General features: G+C 68.3%; 16 protein-coding genes. 7 read left to right on the top strand and 9 right to left on the bottom strand.

Features of this window, described 5'->3' with window-relative positions; genetic code table 11:
* The first annotated feature begins 360 nt into the window (after nucleotides 1-360).
* From U742_RS0109030 to U742_RS0109010, 5 genes are all read left to right on the top strand, one after another.
* Nucleotides 361-1467, top strand: a complete 1107-nt coding sequence (locus U742_RS0109030; protein ID WP_081852911.1) for an AbrB family transcriptional regulator — start codon at nucleotides 361-363, stop codon at nucleotides 1465-1467.
* Between the two features lie 10 nt (nucleotides 1468-1477).
* Nucleotides 1478-2245 carry an SDR family oxidoreductase gene (locus tag U742_RS0109025; protein ID WP_248310311.1) on the top strand — a complete coding sequence of 256 codons (768 nt, stop codon included), beginning with the start codon at nucleotides 1478-1480 and terminating at the stop codon, nucleotides 2243-2245.
* Nucleotides 2246-2259: 14 nt separating this feature from the next.
* Nucleotides 2260-3627: an MmgE/PrpD family protein gene (locus tag U742_RS0109020; RefSeq protein ID WP_029352197.1), complete on the top strand. Its 1368-nt coding sequence runs from the start codon at nucleotides 2260-2262 to the stop codon at nucleotides 3625-3627.
* A gap of 11 nt (nucleotides 3628-3638) precedes the next feature.
* Entirely contained in the window at nucleotides 3639-4736 is a 1098-nt protein-coding gene (locus tag U742_RS0109015; protein ID WP_029352196.1) for an isocitrate/isopropylmalate dehydrogenase family protein, read from the top strand.
* 192 nt (nucleotides 4737-4928) lie between these two features.
* The gene (locus U742_RS0109010; RefSeq protein WP_029352195.1) at nucleotides 4929-5624 is read left to right on the top strand and encodes an FCD domain-containing protein; all 696 of its coding nucleotides are present in this window, start codon (nucleotides 4929-4931) and stop codon (nucleotides 5622-5624) included.
* Between the two features lie 25 nt (nucleotides 5625-5649).
* Here U742_RS0109010 and U742_RS0109005 read toward each other — a convergent pair whose 3' ends face one another.
* On the bottom strand, nucleotides 5650-6696 hold the full coding sequence (locus U742_RS0109005; protein WP_029352194.1) for a PdxA family dehydrogenase: 1047 nt from the start codon (nucleotides 6694-6696) through the stop codon (nucleotides 5650-5652).
* On the bottom strand, nucleotides 6693-7457 hold the full coding sequence (locus tag U742_RS0109000) for an FCD domain-containing protein (protein ID WP_029352193.1): 765 nt from the start codon (nucleotides 7455-7457) through the stop codon (nucleotides 6693-6695). The genes U742_RS0109005 and U742_RS0109000 overlap by 4 nt, the downstream gene beginning before the upstream one ends.
* Before the next feature lie 345 nt (nucleotides 7458-7802).
* Here U742_RS0109000 and U742_RS0108995 point away from each other — a divergent pair, with 345 nt between their 5' ends.
* Both U742_RS0108995 and U742_RS0108990 read left to right on the top strand, forming a co-directional pair.
* The gene (locus U742_RS0108995; protein ID WP_029352191.1) at nucleotides 7803-8891 is read left to right on the top strand and encodes a tartrate dehydrogenase; all 1089 of its coding nucleotides are present in this window, start codon (nucleotides 7803-7805) and stop codon (nucleotides 8889-8891) included.
* Between the two features lie 41 nt (nucleotides 8892-8932).
* The gene (locus tag U742_RS0108990; RefSeq protein WP_029352190.1) at nucleotides 8933-10360 is read left to right on the top strand and encodes an MmgE/PrpD family protein; all 1428 of its coding nucleotides are present in this window, start codon (nucleotides 8933-8935) and stop codon (nucleotides 10358-10360) included.
* Between the two features lie 173 nt (nucleotides 10361-10533).
* Here U742_RS0108990 and U742_RS0108985 read toward each other — a convergent pair whose 3' ends face one another.
* The 7 genes from U742_RS0108985 to U742_RS0108955 all read right to left on the bottom strand — a co-directional run bounded on the left by U742_RS0108985 (nucleotide 10534) and on the right by U742_RS0108955 (nucleotide 17925).
* Nucleotides 10534-11301: an SDR family NAD(P)-dependent oxidoreductase gene (locus U742_RS0108985; protein ID WP_051660974.1), complete on the bottom strand. Its 768-nt coding sequence runs from the start codon at nucleotides 11299-11301 to the stop codon at nucleotides 10534-10536.
* Nucleotides 11301-12674, bottom strand: coding sequence for an MmgE/PrpD family protein (locus tag U742_RS0108980; RefSeq protein WP_029352188.1), 1374 nt, complete (start codon nucleotides 12672-12674; stop codon nucleotides 11301-11303). The genes U742_RS0108985 and U742_RS0108980 overlap by 1 nt, the downstream gene beginning before the upstream one ends.
* Nucleotides 12671-14167: a tripartite tricarboxylate transporter permease gene (locus U742_RS0108975; protein WP_029352187.1), complete on the bottom strand. Its 1497-nt coding sequence runs from the start codon at nucleotides 14165-14167 to the stop codon at nucleotides 12671-12673. The genes U742_RS0108980 and U742_RS0108975 overlap by 4 nt, the downstream gene beginning before the upstream one ends.
* Nucleotides 14167-14646 (bottom strand): tripartite tricarboxylate transporter TctB family protein, encoded by a 480-nt coding sequence (locus U742_RS0108970; protein ID WP_029352186.1) that lies wholly within the window; start codon nucleotides 14644-14646, stop codon nucleotides 14167-14169. The genes U742_RS0108975 and U742_RS0108970 overlap by 1 nt, the downstream gene beginning before the upstream one ends.
* A gap of 85 nt (nucleotides 14647-14731) precedes the next feature.
* Nucleotides 14732-15697, bottom strand: coding sequence for a tripartite tricarboxylate transporter substrate binding protein (locus U742_RS0108965; RefSeq protein ID WP_051660973.1), 966 nt, complete (start codon nucleotides 15695-15697; stop codon nucleotides 14732-14734).
* 90 nt (nucleotides 15698-15787) lie between these two features.
* Nucleotides 15788-17230: an MmgE/PrpD family protein gene (locus tag U742_RS0108960; RefSeq protein ID WP_038360926.1), complete on the bottom strand. Its 1443-nt coding sequence runs from the start codon at nucleotides 17228-17230 to the stop codon at nucleotides 15788-15790.
* Nucleotides 17231-17256: 26 nt separating this feature from the next.
* A complete protein-coding gene (locus U742_RS0108955; RefSeq protein WP_029352183.1) occupies nucleotides 17257-17925 on the bottom strand; it encodes an FCD domain-containing protein in 669 nt (222 codons plus the stop codon).
* Nucleotides 17926-18088: the final 163 nt, after the last annotated feature.

Raw genomic sequence — 18088 nt, 5'->3', positions numbered from 1 at the left:
CAACTGTCAACACATTTGCGTCGACTTTTGTCGCAAGCGGCCGTTAATGGCCTTATAATACCTCTAACCCAACGGAATAACCGTGTTCCGGTGGATAGGACGCTGTCACCAACGTATTGCGGCGCACATGGAAGGCGTCGCGGAAACAGTTCTCCTGCATTTTCGTTGACAGTTGACATGATTGCTGCCTCTATCCGCTCGTAAGCTCCGCAGACGTCGGGGCGCGAAAGCGGGAGGCCGGAACGCCGTGTTCGGCTCAGACACGATGGTACAGCCGGCCGAATCCAATCCGCACGCAGGCCGCGTCGAAAGCCGTGCATCGCGTCTCGCCGCAGGCGAATCCCGCTCCAAGGTCATGTCATGACCAGCCTGCCGAGCCCCTCCGGCAAGGCGTCGGCCGCAACGGTGCGCGATCTCGCCTGGTGGGGGCGCCTCCTCGCCACCTATGCGCTCGCCACCGCCGCCGGCTATGCCGCCAAGGCCGCCCATGTCCCGCTGCCGTGGATGCTCGGCCCGCTCTTCGCCTGCGGGCTCGCCACCGCCTTCGGCCTGCAGCTCCGCTCCGGGCCGCACATGCGCGAGATCGGGCAGGTGGTGGTCGGCCTCGCCATCGGCATGCGCTTCACGCCCCACGTCCTGCTGGTGGCGATGGAGCTGCTCCCGGCGATGCTGGCCTCGACGCTCTACGTCATCACGCTGACCTTCATCGCCGCGCTGATCCTGCGTCCCCTCGCCCGCGTCGATGCCACCACGGCCTTCTTCGCCACGGCCGCCGGCGGCATGGCGGACATGGCGGTAGTGGCGGCCGAGCGCGGCGGCGACACCAACGCGGTGTCGATCGTCCATGCGCTGCGTATGACCTCGGTGGTGAGCATCGTGCCCTTCCTCGTCACCACTTTCGGCGAGCCGGGCACCACCGATTTCGCGCCGCTCGCCGGTGACGGCGGCCCGCTGGCTCTCATCGCCGGCTTCACCATCGCCTATGCCGGCGCGTGGCTGCTGGTGCCGACCGCCATCCCCAATCCGTGGCTGCTCGGCTCGCTGCTGCCGAGCGCGGCGCTCGGCGCCTCGGGCCTCCTCGTGGCCGACGTGCCGGCGGTGCTGCTGATCGTCGCGCAGATCCTGATCGGGGTCTGGCTCGGCCTGCGTTTCCGGCGCGAGCTGTTCGTGCGCCTGCCCCGCGTGGCCGCGACCGGCTTCCTCGTCTCGCTGCTGCTGATCGCCGGCGCGGCGCTCGGCGCCGAGGTGCTCTCAGCGGCGACCGGCCTGCCCTACACCACCAGCTTCCTGTCGCTGGCGCCGGCGGCGGTGACCGAGATGGTGCTCACCGCCCGCGCCATGCACGCCGATGCCGAGCTCGTCACCGCCTTCCATTTCGCCCGCATCGCGGTGATCGCCTCGACCATCCTGGTGGTCTTCCGCTTCTACCGCTTCGTGTTGAGAAAGCATTATGGATCTACGGTTTGAAGGTCGCAGGGTGGCGGTGATAGGCGGCAGCGCCGGCATCGGCGAGGCGAGCGCGCTGCTCTTCCTGAAGGAAGGCGCGCAGGTGCTGATCGCCTCGCGCAGCGCGGACAACCTCGCGGCCGCCAGCGAGCGTCTGTCCGCGGCCACGGGACGCGCGCCGCTCACCGTCGTCGCCGACATGATGGCCGACGCCACCTCCGCCGAGCGCATCGCGGCGGAGGCCGATGCGCGCTGGGGCGGGCTCGACGTGCTGGTCTCGGCGGTCGGCGGCAGCGTCCGGGCCGATTTCGACACGCTGACCGACGAGGATTGGCTCGGCAGCTACCATTTCAACGTGCTCTCCACCGTGCGCGCCATCCGAGCGGCGACACCGCTGCTCGCCACCGGGCGCGACCCCGCCGTGGTGGTGCTTGGGGCCGCGGCGGCGAAGATGCCCTATGCCCACCAGGTGATGACCAATGTCCACAAGGCCGGCCTGCTCGGCCTCGTGAAGACGCTGGCGCTGGAGCTTGGCGAGAAGGGCATCCGCATCAACTCGGTGGCGCCGGGGCGCACCCGCACCCCGCTGTGGATCAACCGTGCCGCGCGGCTGGCGGCGGAGCGCGGCGTCGATGCCGAGACGATCTTCGAGGAGTTCTCGCACGAGATACCGCTCGGCCGCTTCGCGGTCCCTGAGGAAATCGCCGTCATGGTCGCCTGGCTCGCCAGTCCACTCGCCAGCTACGTCACCGGCCAGACGATCAATGTGGATGGCGGGATCGCCCGCGGACTTGTTTAGGAGCAATGAGCCGAATGTCGGAAAAGGACGTCACCCGGAAGCTCGCAGCGTGGATCAGCGCGTGCCGCATCGACGACATACCGCAATCCGTCCGCGACGAGGGCGTGCGAACCTTCTTCAACTGGATGGGCTGCGCCGTCGGCGGCGCGCGCCACGAGACGGTGGACCGTGCGCTGGCCGGCATCACGCCCTTCGCCGGCCGGCCGCAGGCCACCGTGATCGGACGCGGCGAAAAGCTCGACGTGCCGAATACGGCGCTCATCAACGGCATTTCCTCGCATGTCCTCGATTATGACGACACGCATCTGAAGACCATCATCCATCCGGCCGGGCCGGTCGCCTCGGCGCTGCTGGCGGTGGCCGAATATCGGCCCGTCTCGGGTCGCGACTTCCTCGAGGCGCTGATCCTCGGCGTCGAGGTCGAGTGCCGCATCGGCAACGCGGTCTATCCCGACCATTACGATCGCGGCTGGCACATCACCGGCACCGCCGGCGTATTCGGCGCGGCCGCGGCCGTGGGCCGGCTGATCGGGCTCGACGAGCTGAGGATGACCTGGGCGCTCGGTATCGCCGCGACGCAGGCCTCGGGCCTGCGCGAGATGTTCGGCACCATGTGCAAGAGCTTCCATCCCGGCAGCGCGGCGAAGAACGGGGCGCTGGCCGCCTTCCTCGCCGAGGCCGGCTTCGATTCCTCGCTGCAGGGCATCGAGGCCCCGCGCGGCTTTGCCAATGTGCTCTCCACAAAGCAGGACTATGCCGAGATCCTCGACGGGCTCGGCACCCGCTGGGAGGCCGGGCTGAACTCCTACAAGCCCTTCGCCTGCGGCATCGTCATCCACCCGGCCATCGACGGCTGCCAGCAGCTTCGCGAGGAGTTGGGGGACGACGTGAACAGGATCACGGCGGTCAAGCTGCGCACCCATCCGCTGGTGCTGGAACTGACCGGCAAGCGCACGCCGAAGACCGGGCTGGAGACCAAGTTCAGCGTGTTCCACGCCGCCGCCTGCGCGCTGCTGCGCGGTGACGGCTCGCCGACCGCCTTCACCGACGAGGCGGCCACCGCGCCGGAGATCATCGCGCTTCGCGACAGGGTGGACGCCACTTCGGACGCCTCGGTTCACGAGGCGTCGGTGCACATCACCGTGGAACTCTCGGACGGCCGCACGATCGAGAAATGGGTCGAGCACGCCATCGGCAGCCTCGATCGGCCGCTCGGCAATGAGCAGCTCGCGCGCAAATTCGCCCATCAGTCCGAACTGGTTGTCGGGCCGGCGGTCACGGCGGAGCTGATGGAGCTGTGCTGGGCGCTGCCGATCCTGCCCGACGCCGGCGAGATCGCCCGCGCCTCGGTGCCGGCGGCGGCCCGCCGCGCGGCCGAGTGAGGAGGACGACCATGGCCACCCCCACTTCGCTGACCATCGGCGTTCTCAACGGCGACGACATCGGCCACGAGATCGTCCCCGCCTCGGTGCGCATCGCCGAGGCGGCGGCCCGGGCGAGCGGCCTCGCCATCGACTGGCGCCCGATGCCGATCGGCCGCCAGGCGCTGGACGAGCTGGGCACCACCATGCCGGAGGGCATGCTGGAGACGCTCGCCACCTTCGACGGCTTCATCCTGGGGCCGATCGGCCATCAGGCCTATCCGAAGGTGCCAGCGGCGATCAATCCGCACCCGATCCTGCGCAAGAGCTTCGATCTCTTCGCCAATGTCCGCCCGACCCGATCCTATCCGGGCATTGGCTGCCTCTATGACGACATCGACCTCGTCATCGTGCGCGAGAACAATGAGGGCTTCCAGCCGGACCGCAACGTGGTCGCCGGCTCCGGTGAGTTCCGCCCGACCGAGGACGTCACCATATCGGTGCGCGTCATCACCCGCGCCGGCAGCATGAAGGTCGCCACCGCGGCGCTGGAGATCGCCCGTGCGCGTAAGAAGCGCCTGACGCTGGTACACAAGAACACCGTGTTCAAGCTCGGCTGCGGCATGTTCGTCGAGTCCTGCTACGAGGCGGCGAAGGCATTCCCGGACGTGACGATCGACGAGGTGATCGTCGATACCTTCGCCATGAAGCTGCTGCGCGAGCCGCAGCGCTTCGACGTGGTGGTCACCACCAACATGTTCGGCGACATCCTCACCGACGAGGCCGCCGGCATGGTCGGCGGGCTCGGCATGGCGCCGGGCCTGTGCATCGGGCGCGGCGACATCGCCATGGCGCAGGCGACCCACGGCTCGGCCCCGGACATCGCCGGCAAGGGCATCGCCAACCCTTACGCGATGATCGAATCGACCCGCATGCTGATCGAATGGCTCGGACGCCGGCATCACAACGCCGCCGCCGGCCGCACCGCCGCGCTGATGAAGATCGGCATCGAGACGGCGCTCGCGCATCCGGCTACCCGCACGCCGGACATCCGCGGCACCGCCAGCCAGCAGGAGATGGTGGACGGCATCCTGAAGGCCATGGAAAACGCCACCCACGCTGTGGCGTGAAGCCCCGCGCAGGAACGGCGAACAAAGGAACGAGAGCTGACCGGCGAGGCACACACGGCGCCTCACCCGGTCATCGATGCTGTAAAGCATCATTGCACGACAAAACGCCGCGCCGCAGCCATCGACGGCGGGGGCGACACGGGGTACAGCCTACTGATACACTTTACACTGTTTACAATTGACGGTTAGGCTATGGATTCGGACTCGAGCTTCCTGAGCGACCTTTCGGTGGTGAAGAGCGCCTCGCTGACGAGCGTGCTCGAAAAGGAGCTTGAGCGCCTCATCCTGACCGGCGAGTTGGAGCCGGGCGCGCGGATCAACGAGATCCACCTCTCGAACCGCTTCGGCACCAGCCGCGGGCCGATCCGCGAGGCGACCCGCAGCCTGGAGGCCAAGGGCCTCGTCGAGGTCATCCGCAACCGGGGCGTCTTTGTGCGCCGGTTGACGGTGGAAGACGCCATCGAGATCTACGACGTGCGCGCGGCGCTGTTCGGCCAGGCCGGCCGCCTGCTCGCCGAGCGCATGACCGACGAGCTTCTCGCCCAGCTCACCAGGCTCGTCGACGAGATGGACGTCATCGCCGAGCGCGGCAGCTTCGACGACTACTATCCGCTCAACCTCGCCTTCCACAATCTGATCGTGATGTCGGCCGGCAACCGCACGCTGGCGGCGGAATATCACCGCTTCGTCAACAAGCTGCACCTGTTCCGCGCCCGCGCGCTGGTGCAGGGCGGCGGCCTCGCGGTCTCCAACCGCGAGCATCGGGCGATGCTCGATGCCCTCGCCTCGGGCGACGGCGACCGGGCGCAGATGACGCATTGGCGCCATGTTGCGCTCGCCAAGCGGCGCCTGATCGCCGCCTCCGAAGGCAGCGGCCGCGTCGACTGAGCGGCCGCCCTCGTCTTTCCGCAGATCAGGCCGCTGCCGCCTGCCGTGCCGCAACCTGACGCGCGGCGATGCGGGCGGCAAGGCGGATCGCCGATTCGAAGGCGCCCACATCGGCCACCCCCTTGCCGACGATGTCGAAGGCGGTGCCGTGCGCCGGCGTGGTGAAGACGACCTCCAGCCCGGCGGTGATGGTCACGCCCTTGTTGAAGCCGGTGAGCTTGGTCGCGATCTGGCCCTGGTCGTGATACATGGCGAGCACGCTGTCATAGTCGCCCGCGAACGCCTTCAGATAGATGGTATCGGACGGGAACGGACCCTTGCAGTCGATGCCTTCCTTGGCCATCGCCTCGACCGCCGGGCGGATGATGTCGATCTCCTCGGTGCCGAACAGCCCGCCCTCGCCGGCATGCGGGTTCAGCGCCGCCACCGCGATGCGCGGCTTCTCGATGCCGGCCTTGCGCATGGTCGCGTCGGCGAGCCGCAGCGCCCGGCAGACCGCATCGAAGGTCACCTGCTCCACCGCCGTGCGCAGCGAGACATGCGAGGTGACGCGGGTCATCCACTGATTGCCCAGCACGTTCATCTCGCTGAACACGCCGGTATGGCCGAGCAGATGCGCGAACATCTTGTGCTCGTCCGGGAAGCGCCAGCCGCCCTTGAACATGGCCTGCTTGTTCAGCGGGGCGAAGGTCACCCCGTTGACCTCGCCGGCCTTGGCGAAATCGACGGCACGGGCGAGCGTGTCGCCGGTCAGCTTGCCGGCTTCGGGGCTGGCGGCGCCGAGCTCGAAGCCGGCGGGGTCGATATTGCCGAGATCGACCAGCGGCACCTCGGGCGCGCTCCAGTCCACCGCCGCCGGCGAGGCGTAGCGCTTATAGGCGAGCGAGACGCCAGCGTGGCGCGCGCCCATCTCCAGCACCCGCGCGTCGCCCACCACCACGAGCCGGGCGACGTCGCGCATGCGCCCGTCATGAAGGATGCGCGCGGTCTGTTCCGGACCGATCCCGGTCGGATCGCCGGGAACCAGCGCGAGGATGGGAAGCGCGGCGGATGTCGTTGCGGGCGTCGTCATGAGCGTTGCCTGTCCTGGAAACGGGATGTCGTTGGATCGAGCGGGCCGGGTCGCCCTTCGACCGCGCCGGGCTCTCCGAGCGTGCGCAGGAAGCGCGCCTTGCCGGCGAGGATGTGCCGCTCCATGAGCCGCCCGGCAGTGGCGCCGTCGCTCTGGCGCAGGGCCTCGACGATGGCGTGGTGCTCGTCATTGGAGACGCGCATCGAGCCGGGCAGCACGAGGCCGCGGCGGCGGAACAGATGGAGCTCCGCCTCGAGCGTCGGATAGAGCTCGATGAGCTTGGCGTTGTCGGAGCACTCGATCAGCTTCGCGTGCAGCGCGTTGTTGAGGAGATAGAAGGTGGCGATGTCGGCGCCAGCGATCGCCTTGTCCATCTCGCCGACGAGGTCGTCGAGCGCGCGCAACTGCGTGATGTTCACGATGTTGGCGGCGAGCCGCCCGGCGGTGGCGAACAGGCCGGCGCGCACGTCGTAGAGATCGAGCGCCTGCTTGGTGCTGATCTCGCGCACGAAGAAGCCGCGGTTGAGCTCGCTGCGCAGCAGGCCGAGCTGCTCCAGCGCCCGGCAGGCCTCGCGCACCGGGCCGCGGCTCATGCCGAGCCGCATGGCGAGCGCGCTCTCATTGATGCGCGTGCCTCCCACCAGCTCGCCGGTGCCGATCATCCGCTCGATCTCGTGCTGGATCACCGGCACATAGGAAGCGGTGCGCGGCGTGCGCGGCGGCGGCAGGGTTACGGGAGGTGGCGCGACAGGCTTCGGCATGCCGCCATTCTGTGACGGCGCCGCACGCTACTGTCAACACTATTGACGAATTACCGGGTAATTTAGAGCCGGGTGACGACGATACCAGGCAATGACGAAGACCGGAACCGAACCTCGCTGTGGCTCACAAACTCAATATAAAACAATATATTACTCAACATTTGGCATGACGGTTCAGCGCTCTCGACCCAAGCGCCATGCGTCGCGCGCGATGCTTCCTATGAAAATTGTTGACAGTTCATACGGCATCCGACAGGTTCGGGGCCGTTCTCCATGGGCCGCCCGCCGAACGGCCCGTCTTGCGCGATACGACGGCACGCAGCTTATCCACCTACGGAGCGGAACATGACGAAATATTCCATCGCGGTCATCCCCGGTGACGGCATCGGCAACGAGGTGGTGCCGGAGGGCCAGCGGGTGCTGGAAGCGGTGGCGCGTGCTGGCGGCTTCTCGCTCGACTGGGCGCATTTCGACTGGAGCTGCGAGCGCTTCGCCAAGACCGGGGCGATGATGCCGGCCGACGGCCTCGACCAGATCCGCCATTTCGACTCCATTTATCTCGGCGCCGTCGGCTTCCCGGGCGTGCCGGACCACGTCTCGCTCTGGGGCCTGCTGATCCCGATCCGCCGCAGCTTCCACCAATACGTCAATCTGCGCCCGGTGAAGCTGCTCGAAGGCGTCGACAGCCCGCTCAAGGGCCGCAAGGCCGGCGACATCGACTTCTATGTCGTGCGCGAGAACAACGAGGGCGAATATTCCTCGATCGGCGGCCGCCTCTATGAGGGCGGCGCGGACGAGCTCGTCATGCAGCAGTCGATCTTCACCCGCCGCGGCTGCGACCGGGTGATGCGCTACGCCTTCGAGCTCGCCAAGGGCCGCAAGAAGCACGTGACCTCGGCCACCAAGTCGAACGGTATCAGCCACACCATGCCCTATTGGGACGAGCGCTTCGCCGCCATCTCGGCCGAATATCCCGGCTTCACCACCGACCAGTTCCACATCGACATCCTGACCGCGCATTTCGTGCGCAACCCGGACTGGTTCGACGTGGTGGTCGCCTCCAACCTGTTCGGCGACATCCTCTCCGATCTCGGCCCGGCGGTGGTCGGCTCGATCGGCATCGCGCCCGGCGGCAACATCAACCCGGAGAAGGAATACCCCTCCATGTTCGAGCCGGTGCACGGCTCGGCGCCGGACATCGCCGGCAAGGGCATCGCCAATCCGATCGGCCAGATCTGGTCCGGCGCGATGATGCTCCGTCATCTCGGCGAGGAGGCAGCCGCACTCGCGGTGGAGAAGGCGATCGAGGACGTGCTGGCACGCCGCGATTCGCTGACCCGCGACCTCGGCGGCACCGCCAACACCCGCGAACTCACCGACGCCATCATCGGCGCGCTGCCCGCCAAGCTCGACGGCATCCGGCTCGCCTCCTGAGCCGACAGCCCGCGCCGCACGAATCCCAAGGAAGGAACGCCATGACGCTTCACCAGACCAATCCCGCCGTCGCCCAGCCGGTCGTCGAGGGCCTCACCCGTCAGGTCGCCGAATTCATCGTCGACACCGGCAAGGCCGATCTGCCGGACGACGTCGTCGAGCTTGGCAAGAAGTCGATCCTCGACGGCATCGGCCTTGCGCTGTCCGGCTCGGTGGCCAAGAGCGGCGAGTATGTGCGCGCCTACCTCACCTCGCTCGGCATTCAGGAAGGCCCGGCGAGCGTGATCGGCATGGGGCTGAAGGTGCCGGTGCGCTTCGCCGCCTTCGCCAACGGCGTCGGCATCCATGCGGACGATTATGACGACACCCAGCTCGCCGTCGCCAAGGACCGCGTCTACGGCCTGCTCACCCACCCGACCGCGCCGGCGCTGCCGGCCGCGCTCGCCACCGCCGAGGCCGGCGGACGCTCGGGCGCCGACATGATGCTGGCCTACCATCTTGGCGTCGAGGTGGAGTGCAAGATCGCCGAGGCGATCAACCCCCGCCACTACCAGCACGGCTTCCACGCCACCGCCACCTGCGGCACCTATGCCGCCGCCGCCGCCGCCGCCAAGTTGAAGGGCCTCAGCGTCGAGCAGACGGTACGCGCGCTCGGCTGCGCCGGCTCGCAGTCGGCCGGCCTGCGCGAGAATTTCGGGACCATGATGAAGCCGTTCCATGCCGGCCGCTCCTCGGAGAGCGGCGTGGTGGCGGCGGACTTCGCCGAGCTGGGCTGGACCACCACCGACAAGATCCTGGAGGCGCCGCGCGGCTTCTTCCAGGCGGCGGGCGGCGGCTTCGACGCCGACGCCATCGTCGGCAAGCTCGGCAGCCCCTGGACCTTCGCCTCGCCGGGCGTGTCGATCAAGCCGCATCCGTCGGGCTCGCTCACCCATCCCGGCATGACCGAGCTGCTGCGACTCATCCGCGAGCACGGCATCAAGGCGTCGGACGTGGTGAAGGTCGATGTCGGCACCAACCAGAACATGCCGAACGCGCTGATCCATCACCGCCCGAAGAACGAGCTTCAGGCCAAGTTCTCCATGGAGTTCTGCATGGCCATCCTGCTGCTCGACGGCAAGGGCGGCCTGCCGCAGTTCACCGACGAGACGGTCGAGCGGCCGGACGTCAAGGCGATGATCGAGAAGGTGAACTTCCACGTCCATCCGGAGGCCGAGGCGGCCGGCTACGACAAGATGACCACCATCATCGACATCCACCTGAAGGACGGGCGGACCATCTCCGGCCGCGCCGACTTCGGCAAGGGCAGCCCGGCCAATCCGATGACCTATGACGAGGCCGCTGACAAGTTCCGCGGCTGCGCCGAGTTCGCCCGCTGGCCGTCGGACAAGACCGAGACCATCATCGCCCTGGTGCGCGACCTCGGGAACCTCAAGGACGTGCGCGAGCTGACGCGCCACTGCATCTGATCGTCGGCCACATCACGACGAAAGAGCCCGGCCCGCAGCGATGCGGACCGGGTTTTGGTTTGTGGCGACGACGATCGGGAGGCTACGCGGCGATGACGGCGGATACGGGAGCATCCTTCGAGGCTGGGCCGATGGCCCCACCTCAGGATGACGGCGCTCTATGCGTCAAAACGTCAGGGCAGATAGCCGCCACCGTTCACGTGCACGGTCTGGCCGGTGAGATAGCGCGCATCCGGCCCGCACAGAAAACGCACCATGGCGGCGACCTCCTCCGGCGCGCCGCGCCGGCCGACGAGGTTCTTGGTCTTGCCGTAGTGATGCGGGCTGCCATGCGCGCGCACCGTGTCGATCATCCCCGGCGAGACGAGGTTCACGGTAATGCCGCGCGGCGCGAGGTCCTGCGCCAGCGCCTTGGTGAAGCCATCGAGCCCGGCCTTCGCAGTCACCACATGGGCGCGCTGGGTGGCCCCGGTATAGGCGGTCATGCCACCAATGTTCACGATGGTCGCGCGGTCCGAGGCGGACAGCGCCTCCAGCGCCGCCTTCAGCAGCAGGAAGGGCGCGTCGAGGGTGAGCGTCATCACCTCGCGCCAGGCCTCGAAGCTGAGCTCCTCGATCGGCGCCTCGTTCCGCGTCGACGCATTGTTGACGATGATGTCGAGCCGGCCGAATGCGGCAAGGCCGCCACCGACGATCGCCTTCACCTCCGAAGGGTCGGCAAGGTCGCCGAGCAGCGCGACCGCCCGGCCGCCTTTCGCCTCGACCTCGGCGATGGTCTCGTCGAGCGAGGAGCGGTCGCGTCGCGCCGTCAGCACGAGCGAGGCCCCGCCCTCGGCAAGGGCGACGGCGATGGCGCGGCCGATATTGCGCGAGGCGCCGGTGACCAGCGCCACGCGGCCTTCGAGCTCGCGCGCGCCGGCGAAGGAAGAAGCGTCGGCCATCACAGGCGCGCCGCCGCGAGATCGACCGCGCCGCCGCCGGCGATGCGCTCCAGCGCTGCGCGCAGCGCGGCGATCGACGCCGCGTCGACGCCGCCGAAGGCGAGATTCGCCTCGAACTTGGCGGCGAGCTCGCGTGCCTCCAGCGGCTCTCTCGCGCCGCCGCGCATGTGCGGCTGGCGCAGCTCGCGCACGCTGCCGTCCTTCAGCTCGGCCTTCAGGTGACCGGTGAAGTTGCGCGGATACTCGTCCTGCGGATCGACCTCATAGGAGATCTTGGCGGCCAGTGCCCGCACGGCCGGGTCCTGCGAGCGCTCGTCGGTGAACTGGCCGAGGCCGGCGGCGCCGTCGATGAAGGCGACCGCCATGCAATAGGGCGTCGAGAACTTTCCGGCATAGCCGTTCGGCGGCCGGTGTTTCTCCTCGAGCGGCGCCCACAGCCGGTGCACCGTGCCCTCACCGACCTTGCAACGGATGGAGACGATGTCGTCCGCCGTCACGCCCTGCGCGGCGAGGCGCAGCGCGCAGTCGACGAAGGGCTGGGTCATGGTCCCGCACGCATAGGGCTTGAAGGCGAGACCCTCGATCACCCAGCGCTCGCCGAGCCCGTCGAGCAGGGGGGCGTAGTCCGGCGTCTTCGACGGCGCGAACGCCTTGTAGAGCCCGTGCGAGCCCTCGAACACCGTGCGCGGGCCGACGAAGCCGGCGCGTGCGAGATGCGCGGCGCGCAGGCCCGCCTGTGCGGCGGCGCCGGCGTGAAGCCGCTTGGTGGAGCTGCCGTCGGCCAGATATTCGATGATGCCGGAGGCGAGGCTGCCGGCGATGCCGAAGGCGCGCGTGGTGGCCTCGCGGTCGAGCCCCAGCGCCGCCGCGATGGTGGCGGTCGCCGCGGGCGCACCGAAGATCGCGGTCGGGTGGAAGCCGGCCTTATGGGTCGCCTGCGGGGCGACGAGCGCGAGGCGGCACATCAGCTCGGCGCCGATGGCGATGCCGCGCATGACCGTGGTGCCATCGAGGCCATGGCGCTCGGCGGCAGCGAGCGCCGCCGACACCACCACCGCGCCGGCATGGACCGGCCCGCCCTCGAAGGTGTCGTCATAATCCTCGCCATGCGCCGCCGTGCCGTTAACCAGCGCCGCGTCATACATGCCGAGCCGGCGCTCATGGCCGAACGCGGTACAGGGCCCCTCGTCGACTGCGCTGGCGAGCGCCGCCGTGACGTAGTCGTTTCCGCGCGCCGCCACCGCCAGCCCGACAATGTCGAACAGAAGGTCGCGGCAGACCGCCTGCGCCGCCGCGCTCGGCTGCGCAGTGGTGACGAAGGCCGCGAGCTGCTCGGCGATCGGCGCGGCGGTGACCGGGGTGTGCTGGTTCATGGATGGGCTTCCTCGAGTTTGGCCTTGCGCGCGTCGCGGAGTTCGCGAGTGAGCGAGAAGATGACGAAGCCGGCCGCGGTCAGCAGCAGGCCGACGCAGATCGGGTCCTGCAGGAAGATCATCATGTCGTCGCCCGAGAGCACGAGCGAACGCCGGTAGCTCGACTCCACCATGTGCCCGAGCACGACGCCGAGGATCATCGGCAGGAACGGGAACCCCGCCCGCCGCATCAGATAGCCGACCAGGCCGAGGAACAGCGCGATGCCGAGATCGATCTGGCTGTTGTTCAGCGTGTAGATGCCCGACAGGATCAGCGCGAAGATGAAGCCGGCGCGATAGGGGCGCGGCCGGTTCACCAGCCAGATGGCGGCGGGCAGGATGACCACGCCGACGGCGATCTGCGCGATGATGGCGATGAAGGAGCCGACATAGAGGCTGTCGATCACCTGCGGATTCTGCTCGAACAGGCGCGGGCCGGGCAGCAGGCCGTGCATCAGCAGGCCGCCGAGCAGCACGGCGGTGGAGTTCGAGCTCGGAATGCCGAAGGAGAGCATCGGGATCAGCGCGGTGCTCGCCACCGTGTTATTGGCCGCCTCCGGCGCCGCGACGCCCTCCTCCGAGCCCTTGCCGAACTTCTCCGGCGTGCTCGACCAGCGCCTGGCCTCGTTATAGGACATGAAGGCCGCGATCGAGCCGCCGCCGCCCGGCGTCAGTCCCTCGAACAGGCCGAGGACGCAGCCGATGAACTGCGAGCGCTTGAGCTTGTTCATCATCGCCAAGCTCGGCAGGCGGATGCGCACCGCCTCCTTAAGCTGCGTGACGTTCGACGAGCCGGACTGGCTCATTAGCTCGGTCAGCGCGAACAGGCCGACCATCACCAGCACCGGCTCGACGCCGTTCAGCAGGTCCGGGATGTCGAAGGTGTAGCGGTTGACGCCGGAGATCGGGTCGGTGCCGACGGTGGCGATCATCAGGCCGATCACCGCCGAGGACAGGCCCTTCACCAGCGAGCCGCCGGTCATCGAGGCGATGACCGACAGGCCGAGGATGCCGAGGCCGAAATAGGAGGGCGGGGTGAAGGCCAGCGCCAGCCAGGACAGCGGCTCGGTGAGCAGCACCAGCATGGCGAGGCCGAACAGGCTGCCAATGACCCCCGACATCAGCGAGATGCCAAGCGCCTCGCCGGCGCGGCCCTGCCGGTTCAGCTCGTAGCCGTCGATCACGGTGGCAGCCGAGGAATTGGTGCCGGGGGTGCGGATCAGGATCGCCGGGATCGAGCCGCCATATTCGGCGCCGATATAGACGCAGGCGAGCAGCGCGATCGCCATCGCCGGGTCCATCGTATAGGTGAAGGGCAGCACCAGGGCCATGGTGATGGAGGCCGAGATGCCCGGCAGCGCGCCACCGAGGATGCCCCAGGTCAGCCCGATGATGGCAACGAAGAGAAGCGGCGTACCGGTCAGAAGATGGATGATGTCCCAGAAGGTCGCCATCAGATCAGCCCCTCCAGAAGGCCGGCCGGCTGGTTGACGCCGAGCAGCTTGACGAAGATCGCCCAGTAGAGGACCGCCCCGCCGACCGCTGCCACCGGCACAGTCCAGCGCCGCGGCGCGCCCTCGTAGAGCGCCACGGCGGCGATCAGCAGGCCGACCGAGATGAGGTAGCCGGCATAGGGCAGGATCAGCACATAGGCGAGGCCGAACAGCAGGAAGCCGATGGCGCGCGGCAGCGTGGCGTCCTGTTCCTCGTCATCGGCCGCGCGGGCCGCCTTCGGCGCAGCCTGGCGGCCGGCGAGCACGCCGCGCACCAGGAGGATCACGCCGAGCCCGGCCAGCGCGAAGGTGAGCGCGCGCGGCAGGCCGGTGGCGCCGACCTCGTCTTCGAGCGTGCTGTCGGGGATCAGGCCGGTGGCCCAGTAATAGATGGCAGCCAGCGCCAGCAGCACGAGGCCGCTCAAGCCGTCCTTGTTCATGACCCTTGGTCCTATCGGGTTCCGGCACAGGCCCGCCGGCCTGTGCCGTCATTTCGCTCGGGCGCGAAGGTGCGATGCCGGGCCATCACTTGATGGCGCCGGTCTCCTTCAGGAAGCTCTCGGTCTTGGTCGCGAAGTCGTCGATGAAGGTCGGATAGTCCTTGTGCGCGATGAACTGCGGCACCAGCACTTCCTCGGTATAGGCCTTCTTGTACTCGGGATCGGCCAGCACCTTCTGCACCGCCTCGTCCCAGATCTTGGTGACGTTCTCCGGAATGCCCTTCGGCCCGGCGAGGCCGCGGAACTTCACGAGCTGCACGTTGAAGCCCGATTCCTTAACCGTCGGCACGTCCGGCTTCTCGGGAATGCGCTCGGGGTTGAAGGTGGCGAGCAGGCGCACCTTGCCGGCCTCGAGCTGGGAGCGCAGCTCCTGAATCTCGCCGATGCCGATATCGAGCGTGCCGTTCAGCACGTTCAGCATCATGTCGCCGCCGCCCTCATGGGTGACGATGGCGGCGTTGACGCCGGCGGCGCGCTTGAGCTGCTCGGCGGCCTGGCGCTCCAGCGAAGCGGGGTTGGCGGCTCCCCATTTGCCGCGCTCCTTCTTGGCGTGGTCGATCACGTCCTGAAGCGTCTTGAAGGGGCCGTCGGTGCGGGTGAACACCACCTCGGTGTCGGTGAACACGTTCACCAGCGGCTCCAGGTCCTTATAGGTCTTGGAGGGCTTCGACAGCAGCGAGGTGTAGATGTAGGTCGGCGTCGTCGCATAGAAGACGGTGCCGTCGGCCGGCGCCGCCGCGGTGCGCGCCATCGCCTTGGCGCCGCTGCCACCCTGCACGTTCTCGACGACGAAGGTCGCGCCGATGTAGCGGCCGAGATATTTCGACAGCTCGCGCAGGAAGACGTCCGAGCCGCCGCCCGGGCTCGAATGGGTGACCAGCGTCACCACCTTGTGCGGATACGGCGCCGGATCGGCCATGACGGCCGCCGACAGCCCGACGGCGCCGGCAACCGCGCCGGCGAGATATAGGAGACCTGCTCTCAGTTGCATTGCTTCCTCCCGTGAATGGCGGCGCCTCTTCTGGGAACGCTCGCCGGGTTTTCAGATCGTCGCGTCAGTTTCCTTGGCGCCCGCACCCCCTCATGCGGAGCGTGCGCGCACCTCCTTGGCGATGGCCGGCGCGCCGGCCATCAGGCTCATGAAGCGGGCGAGATCGGCGCCCGTGTCGAGGGAGCGCGCGAGACCGAGCAGCTCCTCCTGGGCAGCGCCGTCGACCACGCCTTCCGCGCACATACGGAACTTGGCATCGAGGTCGGCATCGCTGATCGGGTTGAGCGGGCCGCCGCGATAGCGCTCGTCTGCCCACTGGGTGAGCGTCCGGCCGTCCGTCGTGTCGACCTCGATGCGCGAGCGGATGAGGTCGTAGCCGCGCGCGTCGATCGCCTCGTCGTTGATCACCTCGGTGCGCGCCTGCAGGTCCTGCATCGCAGCGCCCGCCACAAAGGCGTCCTCGAACTCGTGGTGGCTGGCGCGCCGGCGCAGCACGATCATCGCCAGCAGCGCCGGCATGGAGAACTTCGCCTGCAGGTGGTTCTTCGCGATCGGGTAGCGGATCGGCTCGATGATGTTGCGCCCGGCATAGAAGCGGATGCGGGCGACCTCCTCCGGCTTCAAATCGTGGTCGAGCACCAGCTTCAGCATGGCGTCCATCGACTGATGGGTGAGGATGCCGGAGGGATAGGGCTTGATCGACACGCCGGGGCTTTCGATGGTGAAGGGCTTGCCGAAGCCCTGCGCGGCCTTCGCCGCGTCGAAGCCCTCGCCCATCACCGAGAAGAAGCCCCACGGACCGTCGAGCGCGGCGGGATCGGCCTCGAAGCCGCGGGCAGCGAGGGCGGCGGCGGTCACGCCGTTCTCGCAGGCCCGCCCGACATGCAGCGGCTTCGTCATGGTGCCGAAATTCACGCGGATGCCGGCCGCGAAGCTTGCCGCCATGCCGAACGCGTGGGCGAGCCTGTCGCCGGTGAGGCCGTGGAGCTTCGCCGCGGCGACGCAGGCGCCGAAGGTGCCGACCGTTCCGCTCGAATGATGGCCGCGGCGGTAATGACGCGGCAGCATCCATTCGGAAATCTTGCACTCGACCTCGAAGCCGAGCTGGAAGGCAAGCATCACCTCGCGCCCGTCGCGCGTGCCGAGCCGCTCGGCAGTGATCAGCGCAGCGGTGAGCGGCGGCACCGTGGGGTGTGTTAGCAGCCCGTAGACATGGGCGGGATCGTGCGAGACCTGGGTGTCGTCCCAGTCATGGGCATGGCCCGCGGTGCCCCAGACGCGCGCGGCGAGCGCCGCCGGCACGCGGGTCGCGCCGGTCGCCGGCAGCGGCGCGTCGGGCCGGCCACCCTGGTCGAGCGCATCCGCGATGAGGATTTCGACCGAGTGCTCCCGGCTGCCCGCGAGATAGAGGCCCGCCGCATCGACGATGCAGCGACGGCCGATCCGCAGCGCCTCGGCGGGAAGATCCCGATAGCTCGTCTGCTCGACGAAGCCGAGGGCCTGGCGGGTGATGTCGGACGCGGATGCGCTCACGCGGGAACTCCGGATTCGGGCGGCGGTCAGGCGATGTTCGGCGTCGCCATCAGGCGCTGCTTCGCCGTCGCCACATGGTTGAGGTGGGTGCTCGCGGCACGTTCGGGATCGTGCGCAGCGATGGCGTCGATCATCTCGTGATGCTCGTCGTTCGAGGCGCGCATCGATTCCGGCAGCATGAGGTTGCGCGTGCGGTAGAGGCGCAGTTGCTTGATGAGCGACAGGTACTGGCTCGCCAGCACCGGATTGCCGGCATGGGTGACGATGAATTCGTGCAGGGCGAAGTTGCCGCGCAGATAGGCCTCGACGTCGCCCCGGGCGATCGCCTCGTCCATCGCCTGCGCGAAGCCGCGCAGCCGCGCGATCTCCTCGGGCGTGGCGCGCATCGCCATCAGCCGCCCGGCGAGGGCGAACAGCACGGCGCGCACGTCGTACATGTTGGCCGCCTCGGCGGCGCTGAGCTTGCGCACGAACACGCCGCGATTGGGGATCTGCTCGATCAGCCCGCTCGATTCGAGCGAGCGCAGCGCCTCGCGGATCGGGCCGCGGCTGGTGCCGAAGCGCAGCACCAGCTCCTTCTCGTTGATGCGATCGCCGGGCGCGTATTCGCCCTTAAGGATGACCCGCTGGATCTCCTCCTCGATGAGCATCGGCAGAGAATGCGACTTCAACAGCTCGATGGCGTTGGTCGGCACGGGGCGCCCCTCCTGACGAGGGCGGACGCTAGGAACTCGCCTCACCCATGTCAACGGAAGATTGCACTACTGTCGACAATTTTTGCCGGAATCACCCCTCCGCTCCTGACTTTCGTTCCGGACGGTCGCGGGTCGGGACGGATTGCCGAACAAGGGCCATGAC

It is taken from the genome of Allobosea sp. 117, from assembly GCF_000702305.1.
Classification (GTDB): domain Bacteria; phylum Pseudomonadota; class Alphaproteobacteria; order Rhizobiales; family Xanthobacteraceae; genus Ancylobacter.
Note: the sequence above shows the minus strand (reverse complement) of the source record. Positions and strands in the feature narration are given on the sequence as shown.